Source organism: Jiangella gansuensis DSM 44835 (assembly GCF_000515395.1).
Taxonomy (GTDB): domain Bacteria; phylum Actinomycetota; class Actinomycetes; order Jiangellales; family Jiangellaceae; genus Jiangella; species Jiangella gansuensis.
The window spans coordinates 1676593-1690266 of record NZ_KI911782.1; the positions used below are offsets into that span (position 1 = coordinate 1676593).

Below are 13674 nucleotides of genomic sequence, written 5' to 3' on the forward strand. Positions count from 1 at the left end.
GATCGCCGATGATCACGGGAGGCTCAGGTCAGCGGATGTCGAGACCGCGTACACGGGCCCGCCGGCGACGCAGTGCGCCCCGTCGGCGGCGCCCGCCCGGGTGGCAGTTCGCCCCTCATCGCAACCGACGTAGGCTCCGGCGGGGCATGCGCAGGAACGACAGTCGGCAGGTGGTCGTCGGCATGGTCGCCGAGGCCGTACTCTTGGAGGCGTTATGGCGGACTTCATTTACTCCATGCGTAAGGCGCGTAAGGCGCACGGCGACAAGGTCATCCTCGACGACGTCACGCTGTACTTCCTCCCCGGGGCGAAGATCGGTGTCGTCGGGCCGAACGGCGCCGGCAAGTCGAGCATCCTGAAGATCATGGCCGGCGAGGACCAGCCGTCCAACGGCGATGCTCAGCTCGCGCCCGGCGCCACGGTTGGCTACCTGGCGCAGGAGCCTGCGCTCAACGAGGACAAGACCGTGCTGGGCAACGTCCAGGAGGGCGTCGCCGAGACCATCGAGATGCTCGAGCGGTTCAACGAGATCACCGAGAAGATGGCCGTCGACTACTCCGACGAGCTTCTCGAGGAGATGGGCAAGCTGCAGGAGCAGCTCGACCATCGCAACGCGTGGGAGCTGGACTCCCAACTCGAGCAGGCCATGGACGCGCTGCGCTGTCCGCCTCCGGACGCCGACGTCAAGGTGCTCTCCGGTGGTGAGCGCCGCCGCGTCGCGCTGTGCAGGTTGCTGCTGCAGCAGCCTGACCTGCTGTTGCTGGACGAGCCCACCAACCACCTGGACGCCGAGAGCGTGCTCTGGCTGGAGCAGCACCTCGAGAAGTACCCGGGCGCCATCATCGCCGTCACACACGACCGTTATTTCCTCGACCACGTGGCGCAGTGGATCGCCGAGGTCGACCGTGGGCGCGTCCACGGCTACGAGGGCAACTACACCACGTACCTCGAGACCAAGGAGGCTCGCCTCAAGGTCGAGGGGCAGAAGGACGCCAAGCGGCAGCGCCGGCTGCGCGAGGAGCTGGAATGGGTCCGCTCCAACGCCAAGGGCCGCCAGACCAAGCAGCGCGCCCGCCTCGAGCGGTACGAGGAGATGGCTTCGGAGGCGGAGAAGACCCGCAAGCTCGACTTCGAGGAAATCCAGATCCCGCCGGGTCCGCGCCTGGGCAACCTGGTGGTCGAGGCCCAGAAGGTCACCAAGGGTTTCGGCGACCGCGTGCTGATGCGCGATCTGTCGTTCACGCTGCCCCGCAACGGCATCGTCGGTGTCATCGGCCCGAACGGTGTCGGTAAGACCACGCTGTTCAAGATGATCGTCGGGCAGGAGACGCCGGACTCCGGCGAGTTCCGCATCGGCGACACCGTCAGGCTGTCCTACGTCGACCAGACGCGTGGCGGCATCGATCCGAAGAAGAACGTCTGGCAGGTCGTCTCCGACGAGCTCGACCACATCAAGGTCGGCCAGGTGGAGATGCCCAGCCGCGCCTACGTGTCGGCGTTCGGCTTCAAGGGTCCGGACCAGCAGAAGCCGGCCGGGGTGCTCTCCGGAGGCGAGCGCAACCGCCTCAACCTGGCATTGACGCTGAAGCTGGGCGGCAACCTGATCCTGCTGGACGAGCCGACCAACGACCTCGATGTCGAGACGTTGCAGTCGCTGGAGAACGCTCTGCTGGAGTTCCCTGGTTGCGCGGTCATCACCTCGCACGACAGGTGGTTCCTCGACCGCGTCGCCACCCACATCCTGGCGTGGGAGGGTGACGAGGAAGACCCGGCCAAGTGGTTCTGGTTCGAGGGCAACTTCGAGAGCTATGAGAAGAACAAGGTGGAGCGGCTCGGAGCCGAGGCCGCGCGCCCGCACCGGGTCACCTACCGCAAGCTCAGCCGCGACTAGGCATCGCGGTGCCCAGACACGTCACGCTCGTCCCCCTGCGCTGGGCGGACATGGACGCGTACGGCCACGTGAACAACGTCGTCTATCTGCGCTATCTGCAGGAGGCGCGCGTGGACATGCTGTTCGTGCACGCGCCGAAGCAGGGGGCCGAGCAGTTGGCGGAGGGCGTCGTGGTCGCCCGCCACGAGATCAGCTACCACGCTCCACTGCGTTTCCGGGCCGCGCCGGTCCAGGTCGAGACGTGGGTGCGGCGGGTCGGCAACTCGTCATTCGAGCTGGGTTACGAGATCCTGGACGTCGACGGCGATGCTGGCCGGACGGTGTACGCGGTGGCGTCCACGGTCCTGGTCCCGTACGACCTCGACGACGCCCGCCCGCGCCGGGTCGCCGCCGAGGAGCGCGCGGTGCTGGAGTCGTTCGTCGAGCTCGACGGCCCGGTTCCGGGGAAGGCGGCCGCATGAGGCACGTCTACGAGTGCTCCGTGCGCTTCGACGACCTCGACGCGTTCGGCCACGTCAACAACGTGACGTTCGCCGAGTACCTGCAGGAGGCGCGGGTCGACTTCGCTCACCGCCACCTCGTCACCGGCGACGCCCCGCACGAAGGATCCGTCGTCGTCCACCAGAGCATCGAGTACCTCGCGCCGGTTCCGTTCCGTACCGAACCGCTGCAGGTCCACGTGTGGGTCACCCGCATCGGCACGTCGTCGTTCGAGGTCGCCTACGAGGTCAGCGACGCCTCGACGCTCTTCGCGCGAGCCACGGGTGTGTTGGTCGCGTACGACGTCAAGGGCGACCGGCCGCGCCCGGTCAGCGCGGCGGAACGCGATATCCTCGAACGTTTCCTGGAGCCGGCCGCATGACGTCGTTCGTTCCTGCGCATCCGGCCGCCGCGGCCGACCTGGCCCTGTTCGCCCGCCGGGTGTCGAAGTTCGAGGCAGACGCCGTGGTGCGGGTCGTCGGTTACGGAGCCGTCGCCGGCTGCTTCGCCGAGACACCGTTCGACGCACTGGCCTTGCGTGCGGTGGCGTTGGCCGAACCGGCCGAGTTCGACGTCGTCGTCGAGGCCGGAACCCTAGCCGCCAGGGCGGTCGGCGCGGCCGGCGAGTTCGAACTGCCTCCGGCGCTGCCCGCGCTGCGTTGGGCCAGCAGCCTGCCGCCCCGCTCGGGGTGGACCGAGTTGGCGCGGCTGAAGCTCACCGAGGTGGTCGCCGACGTCGACCGCGGCGTCGAGGAGTTCCGCCAGCGCGCGGCGTCCGTCGCCGACGGTCAGACGCTACGGGCCGGCCGGGCCGCCCTCGAAGGTCTGGCGGCGGAGATCTGGGACCGCGAACTCGCCGCCGGGGTGCCGTTGCGGTTGGCGCACGCGGCCTCGTCGTATGGCTTCCTCAGCGCCCCCGACGACACCGGCGAGGTCGTGCTGCGCTCCGTCGGTGCCTGGTGGCGCCTCGACGCTCCCAACGGCACCATGCTCGCCCGCACCGGTCTGGCCCTCTTCGCCCTCTGAACCGCGGCGATATTGTTCCGGCGGTCACATCAGGGGCCGAAGCTGTCACGAACGCGATGCCTGCTCAGTCGTAGGGGGTGAGAGCACAAGGAGGCAGCGATGCGCAGGATCCTGATCGTGGGCGGCGGGTACGCCGGGTTCTACACCGCGTGGCGGTTGGAGAAGAAGCTCCGCCGGCGCGAAGCGGAGGTGACACTCGTCGACCCGCGGCCGTACATGACGTATCAGCCGTTCTTGCCCGAGGTCACCGCCGGCTCCGTCGAGGCCAGGCATGTCGCGGTGTCGTTGCGCCGGAACCTGCGCCGCACCCACCTGATCGCGGGCAGCGTCGTTCACATCGACCACGCCAGCCGGACCGCGACCGTCCGGCCGCCCGACGGTCCCGAGCGCGAGCTCCATTACGACACCATCGTGATCACGGCGGGAGCGGTGACCCGTACCTTCCCGATCCCGGGCGTCGCCGACGAGGCGATCGGGCTCAAACACGTCGAGGAGGCCGTGGCCATCCGCGACCGGCTGCTGACCGCGTTCGAGCGTGCGGCCGCCCTGCCACCTGGACCGGAGCGGCGCAGGCTGCTGACGGTGACTTTCGTCGGCGGCGGGTTCACCGGCGTCGAGGGATTCGGCGAGCTGCTGTCGCTGGCCACCGCCCTGCTGAAGTACTACCCGGAACTCAGCGCCGGCGATCTCTGGTTCCACCTGGTCGAAGCGCGCGACCGAATCCTGCCCGAGGTCACAGACGAGCCGGGACGGTGGGTGGTGCGGCACCTGGAGGAGCGCGGCGCGCACGTCCACCTCGGCACCAAGCTGGTCTCGGCCGACGACGGCCACATCGTGCTGTCGGACGGGGCGGAGTACGACAACCACCTGCTGGTCTGGACTGCCGGCAACCAGAGCAACCCGGTCGTCGCCCGGCACACGGACCTGCCGGTGGACGAAAGCGGCCTGTTCCGGGTCCGAGCGGACCTGCGTATCGGGACGGGCGACGCCCCGGTGCCGGACGCGTGGGCGGCCGGCGACAACGCCGCTGTCCCCGACCTCGCGTCGGACCTCCCGGGTGCGCTCACCGTCCCGAACGCCCAGAACGCCGTCCGGCAGGGCAAGCGGCTGGCCGCCAACCTCGTCGCCGACCTACGCGGGCGGAAGGCGAAGCCGTACGTGCACCACAGCCTCGGCACGGTGGCGACCCTGGGGCTGGGCAAGGGGATCTTCCAGTACCGGCGGATCGTCGTCACGGGCCTGCTCGCCTGGCTGATGCACCGCGGCTACCACGTGCTGGCTGTCCCGACGTGGGAACGGAAGGTCCGCGTGCTGCTCGTCTGGATCGCCGCCTTGATCCACGGGCGCGACATCGTGTCGCTGCAGTCGGTGCAGCATCCGCGGGAGGCGTTCGTCGCGGCCACGCTCGGGGCACGCGATCGCCGTGGCACCACCGCAGGGGCACCGGAGTGATCGACAGGGAGCCGCTACCGCTCCAGGGGTAGCGGCTCCCTGTCGATCATCGGTACGCGCCTAGATCGCCAGCCAGGCGGCCGTGTCGGTGGGCAACGCCCCGTCCTCGGTCAGCGGCCCGCTGGTCAGCAGTACTTCCCGGTGCGCCGGCAGCGTGGCGGGCGCCTCACCGAAGTTCACGACGCAGGCGAAGCTGCCGCCGCGCTGGAACGCCAGCACCTCGGCGTCGGTGTCGACCCAGCTCAGCGGCTCGACGGCCGGGATGGACCGGCGTAGCCGCAGGGCGGTCCGGTACAGCGCGAGCATGGAGTCCGGGTCCGCCTCGGCTGCCTCGACCGACCGCGAACCCCAACCGGCCGGCTGCGGCAGCCACGACCCGTTCGACCCGAAGCCGTTCGAGGACCCGTCGACGGTCCACGGCAGCGGCACCCGGCAGCCGTCGCGGCCCCGCTCGGTGTGACCGGAACGTTCCCACACCGGGTCCTGCAGCGACTCCTCCGGCAGGTCCAGTACCTCGGGCAGGCCCAGCTCCTGGCCCTGGTAGATGTAGGCGCCGCCGGGAAGCGACAGCATGAGCAGCGCGGCGGCGCGCGCCCGGTGCGTGCCCAGGTCCAGGTCGGTGGGGCCGATGGCGATACGGGTGGAGCCGGTGCCGGCGCCGGTGTTGTCGCGGCCGTACCGGGTGACGACCCGTTCCACGTCGTGGTTCTCGAGCACCCAGGTGGCCGGGGCGCCGACCGAGGCCAGCACGGTGATGGAGCTGTCGATCGAGCGGCGCAGCTCGGCGGCGGACCAGGCGGACTTCAAGTACTCGAAGTTGAACGCGCTGTGCAGTTCGTCGTCGCGCAGGTAGCGGGCCAGCCGCTCGGCCGGCTCGACCCACGCCTCGGCGACGTAGAGCCTCGGCGGGTCGTAGGAGTCGGCGATCTCGCGCCAGCCGCGGTAGATGTCGTGTACGCCGTCGCGGTCGAAGAAGGGGTGATCGGCGATGCTCGGGCGGTCGAGCAGGCCGGAGTCCTCATACGGCAGGTCGGGCCCGTCCATGTCCTTGACCATGCCGTGCGCGACGTCGATGCGGAACCCGTCGACGCCGAGGTCGAACCAGAACCGCAAGATGTCCAGGAACTCGGTCCTGACCTCGGGGTTCTCCCAGTCGAAGTCGGGCTGGGAGACGTCGAAGATGTGGAAGTACCACTGGCCGGGGGAGCCGTCGGGCTCGGTCACCCGCTCCCACGCCGGCCCGCCGAACACGCTGCGCCAGTTGTTCGGCGGCTGGCTGCCGTCGGGGCCGGTGCCGTCGCGGAAGATGTAGCGCTGCCGCTCGGGCGACCCCGGCCCGGCCGCGAGGGCATCCTTGAACCACTGGTGGTCCCACGAGCTGTGGTTGGGCACGATGTCCAGCAGGATCTTCAGGCCCAGCCCGTGTGCCTCGTCGAGCAGCGACTTGGCCTGGGCCAGGTCGCCGAAGCGCGGGTCGATGTCGCGGAAGTCGGCGACGTCGTAGCCACCGTCGTTGAGCGGCGACGGGTACCACGGGTTGATCCACAGCGCGTCGACGCCGAGGTCACGTAGGTAGGGGAGCCGGTCACGGAGACCGGCGATGTCGCCTTCGCCGTCGCCGGTGCCGTCTGCGAAGGAGCGGATGTAGACCTGGTAGATGATGGCGTCTCTCCACCAGTCACGGGAAGCCTGAGTCACGGAACACCACCCTAGAACAGCTTCCCGGCCATTCGTGAAGTCCGCTGCGCCTGCGGCGTCCAGCCGCAGCACGTGCGGTGGGTGTGGTGTCATGGCCAGGACGCACACCATCACCCACGGAGGAGCAACCCACGTGAGAGCTTCTGACGTGCTCGTCGACGGCTTCGGCCGGATCCGGGAACGGGTTCACGACGTGGTCGGCGGGCTGACGCCGGACGAGCTGGCATTCCGGGTCGACGACGACGCCAACTCCATTGCCTGGCTGGTCTGGCACCTGACCCGCGTCCAGGACGACCACGTGGCCGAGGCCGCCGGCCACGAGCAGCGGTGGACGGCCGGCGGCTGGGCGGAGCGGTTCGGGCTGCCGTTCCCGCCGGGGGCGACCGGCTACGGGCACCGCAGCCAGGACGTCGCCGCCGTGACAGTGTCCGACCCGGCGCTGCTGACCGACTACCACGACGCGGTGCACGAGGCCACCGTCGCCTATGTGCGGCAGCTCACGGACGCCGACCTCGACCGGATCGTCGACGAACGCTGGGACCCACCGGTGAGCCTCGGCGTCCGGCTGGTCAGCGTCATCGACGACGACGCGCAGCATGTCGGCCAGGCGGCGTTCATCCGCGGCGTCGTCACCCGCGGCCGCTAGCCGCGTCGGCCCGCCCCAGGCGTTCTCCCACTCTGATGGGCAAGCATGCCTGGTGAAGCGAACACACCCATGCCGAACGTGATCATTTGGGGGTGGCGGGGGGAGGTGCCGCGTCGGCCGGCACGTACGCGCCCACCACCGTCACCGGGACGGGGGTGTCGTCGCCGGTGAGAGGACGTAGCTCCAGAGTGTCGCCGACGGCGATGCCCAACGCCTCCAGCGCGGAACGGTACACCGCCGCCTCGACGACCGGAGCGCCGTCGTCCGGCCACCGCCCGTCGGCCAGGTCGGCGTGCGCGCCGGAGTCCTCGACGTAGGCCACCGCGAGCCGTTGGTCGTCGGGAAGCCCGGGCGCGGAGTAGGCGGTGCTGGTGCCGGTGGCGACAACGGATCCGACGACGCCGGACTCCGTGGCCGCCGCGCGGATTCGCTCGTCCAAGCCGGCCCACTCGTCGTCCATGCCGGTGGACGCGGTCAGCTGGCCCTCGTCGGTGTCAGCGGCGGCCAGGGTACGCTCGAGCGCGCTCTCCGCGTCGCCCGGCGCCAGCACCGTCGCCGACACCAGCAGGACCCCGGTGACGAGCGCCGTCAGCAGGACGCCGACGTGCCGGACGGCACGCCGGCGCACGAGCGGGGCATTTCCGAGCAATGCGGACCCTTTCCGGAGGGTCCGTAGACCTTACTCGAACGTATTCACCATGGAATGTGCGGCGCGCTCCAGGTAATCCCACAGCGTGGCCCGGTAGACCGGCGGCAGGTCCAGCTCGTCGACGGCGACCTTCATGTGGTGCAGCCAGCGGTCGCGAGCGTCCGGATTGACCGTGAAGGGCGCGTGCCGCATCCGCAACCGTGGGTGGCCGCGCTGCTCGGAATAGGTGGTGGGACCGCCCCAGTACTGCTCCAGGAACAGCAGCAAGCGTTCCTCGGCGGGTCCGAGATCCTCCTCGGGATACATCGGGCGGAGCAGGGGGTCATCGGCGACGCCCTCGTAGAAGCGGTGCACGAGGCGCGCGAACGTCTCGCGGCCTCCGACGGCGTCGTAGAAGTTGTCCAGGCGCGTGGTCACGTCTTCCATAGTCGTCGCGCCGGGGTGTGTCGTGCAAAGCGGCCTTCGTCACCCGGCCGGTCGCGGTGCGGCGTCGTACCGGAGCAGGGCGAGCTCGGAATCGTCCAGCCGCCGCGCCTCCAGCAGCCGTAGCGCCGCCCGCGGGTGCCCCTCGAACACCGGTACACCGTCACCCAGCAGCGCCGAGCCGACCAACAGGTGCAGCTCGTCGACCAGCCCGGCGGCGAGCAGGCCGTTCCACATCACGTGACTGCCGAAGACGAGGACGTCGGCGCCGTCGCCGCTCTTGAGCTGCTTCACCTGGGCGTGGGCGTCGGCGCGCCGGACGATGCGGGTGTCGGTCCACGGCGCGGTCTGGTCCGGCGCCAGCGAGTCGGAGATCACGACCTTCTCCGTCGACGTCAGCTGGCGCGAGACCTCCCGCTCGACCGGCCGCGCGCTGCCGTCGTCGGCGACCTGTGGCCAGAAGGCCCTGAAACCCTCGAACGAGCGCCGCCCGAGCAGCACGGTGTCCGCGGCCCGGAGCCGTTCGGCGTTGTAGTCGTCGAAGACGGCGTCGAACGGCATGGCCATGACGTCGTCGCCGGGACCGGCGTAACGGCCGTCCGGAGTGACGATGTTGGTGACGACGAGCGTGCGCATGGGTGGCTCCTTCGGTCGCAGGGCCTCGGCCCGAGCCTACGACCAGCTCAGACGATCACGTCGAGCATGGCCCACCCATCTCACGACACCTGCTCGAATCGTGAGGCGAGGGAACGCCTGGTGAACTCCGGTGGGGCGGCCTGATCACGGCGGGCCGGGCAGGAGAGGATAGGGCCGGACTCGGAAACGTCACACCACGAGAGGACAGGTCATGGCAGCGACCCGCACCGCCACCACGCACTGGGAGGGCTCCCTGTTCGAGGGCGCCGGCCGCGTCACGCTGGAATCGTCGGGCCTCGGCACGTACGACGTCAGCTGGCCGGCCCGCACGGAGGCACCCAACGGCAAGACCTCGCCGGAAGAGCTGATCGCGGCCGCACACTCGGCCTGCTTCTCGATGGCCTTCTCCAACGGTCTGGCCAAGGCCGGCACCCCGCCGACCTCGCTGGAGACCTCGGCCGACGTGACGTTCCAGCCGGGCGAGGGCATCACCGGCATCAAGATCACGGTGCGCGGCGTGGTTCCGGGCATGTCGGCCGAGGACTTCGTCGCCGCGGCCGAGGAAGCGAAGGTCAACTGTCCGGTGAGCCAGGCGCTGACCGGCACCACCATCACCCTGGACGCCGCGCTCGCCTGAGGCGGCGATTCGGCCGTGCGGTGGGCCGGTCGCGGCAGGCCGGCATCCGGCAGGGCGGCATCCGGCAGACCGGCGACGGCGGGGCCAGCGTGATCAGGCGCCCCCCGCCTCGCCGGCCGGCGGACGTTGCGCCTTGCGTTCCTGCTCGTCGTGTGAATCGGCCGTCCGTACCGACGGTGCCGGCGCTGTCGCGCTCGCGCCGTCCTTGATCCACAGCGACCGTTGCGGGAACGGGATCTCGATGCCTTCGGCGTCGAACCGCCGTTTGATCCGTTCGCGCAGCTCGCGGCCGACCTTCCACTGCTCCAGCGGCCGGGTCTTCACGACCAGCCTGATGACGATGCTGTCTGCGGCGAGCTGCTCGACGCCCCACACCTCCGGCTGTTCCAGGATGAGGTCGCTCCACTCGTCCTCCTCCGCGAGGTGCGTCGCGATCTCCTCGAGCAACCGCCGGACCGCCGTGGTGTCGGAGTCGTAGGCGACGCTCACGTCGACCACCGCACGCGCCCAGTCCTGGCTGGAGTTGCCCAGCCGCATCACCTCGCCGTTGCGGACGTACCAGACTGTGCCGTCCACGGAGCGCAGCCGGGTGACGCGCAGGCTCACCGCTTCGACGACGCCGGAGGCCTCGCCCATGTCGACCACGTCTCCCACGCCGAACTGGTCCTCGAGCAGCATGGAGGCGCCGGCGAGGAAGTCCTTCACCAGGTTCTGGGCGCCGAAGCCCAGCGCGACGCCGGCGATCCCGGCCGAGGCGAGCAGCGGCCCCACCGAGTAGCCCAGGATCTCCAGGGCCATGACGACGGCGATGCTCCCGATGACCACCGTGGTGATGCTGCGCAGGACGGAGCCGAGTGTCTCGGCCCGCAGCGCCCGCCGCTCGGAGTAGGCGCCCGTTCCGCCGAAGACGATCTTGGCCGCGCGGGCGGAGCCGAGGACGGCCGCCGGCGGCGTACGCTCGACCGATCGTCGCACCATGCGGGTGATGACCTTGTGCAGGACATAGCGCAGGATCACCGCCCCCATGAAGAGCACGACCAGGCGCAGCGGCACGTCGAGCAGGACGTCGGCCCACCATTCACCGGAGAATCGATCCGCGTCGGTGACGTCGGTGGCAGACAGCGCCGCGGCTGGAACAACCGCAGCCGCGGCGATCACGGCGGGAGGGATCATCCGGCCTCCATACCCAGCTGGGCGGCCAGAAAGCTCAGCTGGTCGGCGCTGAGGTCGACGGTGCGCGAGACGGCCCGGGCGCCGTGCCCGACGTTGCCCTCGGCGCGCAGCAGGATGGGTCGCTCGGCGGGGTCGCCGGCCGTGGCGGCCTGCAGCGCTGCGGCCATCTTGCGGGCGTGCAGGGTGTCGACGCGGCTGTCGCCGTCGAACACGGTGAACAGCACCGACGGGTAGACGGTGCCGTCATGGACGTGGTGGTACGGCGAGTAGCCGAGCAGCCAGCGCAGCTCTTCGGGGTCGGCGGCGGTGCCGTACTCGTCGTTCCACGTCGCGCCGAGGCCGAACTTCTCGTAGCGCACCATGTCCAGCAGCGGCGCGGAGCAGACGACCGCTCGGAAGAGCTCGGGCCGTTGGGTCAGCGCGGCGCCGACCAGCAGGCCGCCGTTGGAGCCGCCGCTGATGCCCAGCTGCTCCGGCGTGGTCCAGCCCTGCGCGACCAGGTACTCGGCGGCCGCGGTGAAGTCGTCGAACACGTTCTGCTTGTTCGCACGCATGCCCGCGCGATGCCACTGTTCGCCCTCCTCGGAGCCGCCGCGCAGGTTGGCGACCGCCCAGACGCCGCCGGCCTCGACCCAGGCGAGGATGCTGGCCGAGTAGGCCGGGGTGAGCGCGATGTTGAAGCCGCCGTAGCCGTACAGGACGGTGGGGCGCGGGCCGGTGTGTGCGTCGGACGGAGACACGATGACCATGCGGACCTCGGTGCCGTCCTTGGACCGGTAGGTCACCTGCTTCGAGGTGATGGCCCGTACGTCGATCTTGCCCGGCGCGTCCGCCCACGTGGTGACGGCCCGGTTGCGGGCGTCGTAGTGCAGCACCCGTACCGCGACGGTGTGATCGGTATAGCCGAACCAGGCCTCGTGGCCGCCCTCGGGGCGCTCGGAGATGCCGCCGACGCTGCCGATGCCGGGCAGTTCCAGCGTGTGCAGGGCCTGGCCGGTGCCGAGATCGTGCGCGGTGACCTCGGACACGGCGTGCCGGGTGCGCGCGGCGAGCAGCACCGGCCGGTCGAGCTCGGGGCCGTCGAGCAGCGCGAAGTCCTCGAGGACCGCCTCCGGGTCCTCTGGCAGCAGGTCACGCCAGTGCTCGGGTTCCGGGGTGGTGGGGTCGGTGACGGCGAGCCGGCCGCGCGGGGCGTCGAGGTCGGTGAAGACGTAGAGCCGGCCGTCCCGGCCGACGTGCAGGCCGGTCTTGGCGTCGGCGCCGACGATGACGGGGCGCAGCAGCGGCGCAGCCGGGTCGGCGCCGTCCGCGGCGAGGTCTGCGATCCAGACGTCGTTGCGCGGAGCGGTGCCCTGGGCGGCGCTGATGACCAGCCACCGGCCATCGCGGCTGACCGAGACGCCGTAGTAGTTGGTCTTGTGCTTGCCGGCGCCGAAGACCTCGACGTCGTCGGCCGGATCGGTGCCGAGCCGGTGCAGGTAGACGCGGCGGTGGAACTGGTCCTCGTCGGGCGGGACGGAGCCCGCGGGCAGCCGGCGCACGTAGTAGAACGCCGTGCCGCCGGGCAGCCACGCGACCGGGGAGTAGCGGGCTCGGTCGATCGGCCCGTCGACCACCTCACCGGTGACGACGTCGAGCACCCGCAGGACCGACTCCTCGGTGCCGCCCTCGGAGACCTGGTAGGCCAGCAGGTCGCCCTCCTTGGACGGCTGCCAGGCGTCCAGCGTGGTCGCGCCGGTGGGGTCGAGTGCGACCGGGTCGACGAGCACTCGCTCGGCACCGTCGGCACCCGTGGCGAGCAGGACCGCGTGCTCCTGGTCGGGGGCGCGACGGGTGTGGAAGCGCCGCTCGCCGCGCCACACCGGAGAGCCGACGGAGCCCGAACGCAGCAGCTCGCCCAGCCGGGCGTGGAAGCGTTCGCGCTGACCCCAGCGGGCGCGGTGCTCGTCGAGCAGGACGGCCTGCGCCTTGGACCACGCCTGCGTCGCCGGGTCGGCCTCGTCTTCGAGCGTGCGGTACGGATCGGGCACCGTGATGCCGTGCAGGACGTCGGCGTCGTCACCGCGCGGCGCGGGCGGATAGGTCGAGATGTCGGAAGCCACGTGTTCGACCTTAACCGGGGGAACTGACGGGCTCGCGCCACATGGCGGTCAGGGTGGGGCCGCCGGGCAACACGATGTCGCGGGTGGGCCGGAAGCCGAACCGCTCGTAGATGGGGACGTTGGCCGGCGACGACGACTCCAGGTACGTCGGCAGTCCGTCGGCGTCGGCCCGGGCCAGGCCGTGGCGCAGCAACGCGCCGCCGACGCCGCGGCCGGGCACCGCGGCGCCGAGAGTCTGCAGATACCAGTGCCGTGGCGACTTCGGGTGGGCGGACTCGATGACCTGCAGCCCCCGGTATGCGGCCGGAAGCGCCCGGCCGAACGCGCGGAGCAGCAACGGACTGTGCCGCAGCGTCGCCAGCAGCCCCGGCTTGTGGCCCGGGAGGCCCCACAGCGCGGCGCCGGCGATGGCCCCGTCGGCGACGGCCACCCACGACCCGCGCGGGGCGAGCAGCGTCTCGAAGGCGAACAGCGACGTCACCCGGCGGCGATAGTCCTGAGCGGGAACCATGTGACGGGTGACGGGGTCCGCATCGAACGCCGTAGCCAAGGCGCCGGCGACGGCGCCGACCTCGGAGCGCAGCGGGCGGCGGATCTCGAGCGTCGGTGCCTGCATCTACCGATGATGCGGCATCGACGACGGTGGACGGGCCACGGGCTGTCGGTCACCACTGGTCCGGCCCGGTCGAGGGGCAGTGGCTCGGCGCGTGATCATCGACGATCGAGGACATCACCAGCTGTTCTACCGCTTCACCATGCGTCATTCCTGGTGGCCCGCGCACGGGCCGCCCTTTCGTGTACCTGTCGGCCGCGTGCAGGTTTGAGGGCGTGTGCGCGTTCAGTTCGTGGGCGCTCGTGATC

Annotated in this window: 14 protein-coding genes; 7 read left to right on the forward strand and 7 right to left on the reverse strand. The window is 70.7% G+C overall.

Translation table 11 applies throughout. From position 1 onward, the window contains the following. Window positions 1–214 precede the first annotated feature (214 nt). The 5 genes from ettA (at window position 215) to JIAGA_RS0108225 (ending at window position 4849) form a co-directional block, all read left to right on the forward strand. Window positions 215–1891, forward strand: a complete 1677-nt coding sequence (gene ettA / locus JIAGA_RS0108205; protein ID WP_026875285.1) for an energy-dependent translational throttle protein EttA — start codon at window positions 215–217, stop codon at window positions 1889–1891. 8 nt (window positions 1892–1899) lie between these two features. After that, complete coding sequence (locus tag JIAGA_RS0108210) at window positions 1900–2352, forward strand: acyl-CoA thioesterase (RefSeq protein WP_026875286.1); 453 nt, start codon at window positions 1900–1902, stop codon at window positions 2350–2352. Beyond that, on the forward strand, window positions 2349–2753 hold the full coding sequence (locus JIAGA_RS0108215; RefSeq protein WP_026875287.1) for an acyl-CoA thioesterase: 405 nt from the start codon (window positions 2349–2351) through the stop codon (window positions 2751–2753). Before JIAGA_RS0108210 ends, JIAGA_RS0108215 begins: the two co-directional genes overlap by 4 nt. Beyond that, window positions 2750–3397: a DUF8185 domain-containing protein gene (locus JIAGA_RS28375; RefSeq protein WP_051425864.1), complete on the forward strand. Its 648-nt coding sequence runs from the start codon at window positions 2750–2752 to the stop codon at window positions 3395–3397. The genes JIAGA_RS0108215 and JIAGA_RS28375 overlap by 4 nt, the downstream gene beginning before the upstream one ends. Before the next feature lie 99 nt (window positions 3398–3496). Next, window positions 3497–4849, forward strand: coding sequence for an NAD(P)/FAD-dependent oxidoreductase (locus JIAGA_RS0108225; protein WP_026875288.1), 1353 nt, complete (start codon window positions 3497–3499; stop codon window positions 4847–4849). Between the two features lie 60 nt (window positions 4850–4909). Here the strand turns inward: JIAGA_RS0108225 and JIAGA_RS0108230 are convergent, their stop codons facing one another. Further along, window positions 4910–6547 carry a glycoside hydrolase family 13 protein gene (locus JIAGA_RS0108230; RefSeq protein WP_026875289.1) on the reverse strand — a complete coding sequence of 546 codons (1638 nt, stop codon included), beginning with the start codon at window positions 6545–6547 and terminating at the stop codon, window positions 4910–4912. A 133-nt stretch (window positions 6548–6680) separates the two neighbouring features. On the opposite strand from JIAGA_RS0108230, the gene JIAGA_RS0108235 reads away from it, so the two are divergent. Next, the gene (locus tag JIAGA_RS0108235; RefSeq protein ID WP_026875290.1) at window positions 6681–7193 is read left to right on the forward strand and encodes a mycothiol transferase; all 513 of its coding nucleotides are present in this window, start codon (window positions 6681–6683) and stop codon (window positions 7191–7193) included. 82 nt (window positions 7194–7275) lie between these two features. Here the strand turns inward: JIAGA_RS0108235 and JIAGA_RS0108240 are convergent, their stop codons facing one another. The 3 genes from JIAGA_RS0108240 to JIAGA_RS0108250 are packed head-to-tail and all read right to left on the reverse strand — an operon-like array spanning window position 7276 to window position 8901. Next, window positions 7276–7821 carry a hypothetical protein gene (locus JIAGA_RS0108240; RefSeq protein WP_026875291.1) on the reverse strand — a complete coding sequence of 182 codons (546 nt, stop codon included), beginning with the start codon at window positions 7819–7821 and terminating at the stop codon, window positions 7276–7278. A 51-nt stretch (window positions 7822–7872) separates the two neighbouring features. After that, on the reverse strand, window positions 7873–8259 hold the full coding sequence (locus tag JIAGA_RS0108245) for a globin (protein WP_245597134.1): 387 nt from the start codon (window positions 8257–8259) through the stop codon (window positions 7873–7875). Window positions 8260–8307: 48 nt separating this feature from the next. Beyond that, a complete protein-coding gene (locus JIAGA_RS0108250) occupies window positions 8308–8901 on the reverse strand; it encodes a dihydrofolate reductase family protein (RefSeq protein WP_026875293.1) in 594 nt (197 codons plus the stop codon). A gap of 211 nt (window positions 8902–9112) precedes the next feature. Between JIAGA_RS0108250 and JIAGA_RS0108255 the strand changes: the two genes are divergently transcribed. Continuing rightward, the gene (locus JIAGA_RS0108255; protein WP_026875294.1) at window positions 9113–9538 is read left to right on the forward strand and encodes an OsmC family protein; all 426 of its coding nucleotides are present in this window, start codon (window positions 9113–9115) and stop codon (window positions 9536–9538) included. 93 nt (window positions 9539–9631) lie between these two features. Here JIAGA_RS0108255 and JIAGA_RS28380 read toward each other — a convergent pair whose 3' ends face one another. From JIAGA_RS28380 to JIAGA_RS0108270, 3 genes are read right to left on the reverse strand one after another with little or no spacing between them, the layout of a single operon-like run. Continuing rightward, window positions 9632–10711 (reverse strand): mechanosensitive ion channel family protein, encoded by a 1080-nt coding sequence (locus JIAGA_RS28380; protein ID WP_084469557.1) that lies wholly within the window; start codon window positions 10709–10711, stop codon window positions 9632–9634. Then, window positions 10708–12813 carry a prolyl oligopeptidase family serine peptidase gene (locus tag JIAGA_RS0108265; RefSeq protein WP_026875295.1) on the reverse strand — a complete coding sequence of 702 codons (2106 nt, stop codon included), beginning with the start codon at window positions 12811–12813 and terminating at the stop codon, window positions 10708–10710. The genes JIAGA_RS28380 and JIAGA_RS0108265 overlap by 4 nt, the downstream gene beginning before the upstream one ends. A gap of 10 nt (window positions 12814–12823) precedes the next feature. Continuing rightward, entirely contained in the window at window positions 12824–13429 is a 606-nt protein-coding gene (locus tag JIAGA_RS0108270; protein WP_035812265.1) for a GNAT family N-acetyltransferase, read from the reverse strand. Window positions 13430–13674: the final 245 nt, after the last annotated feature.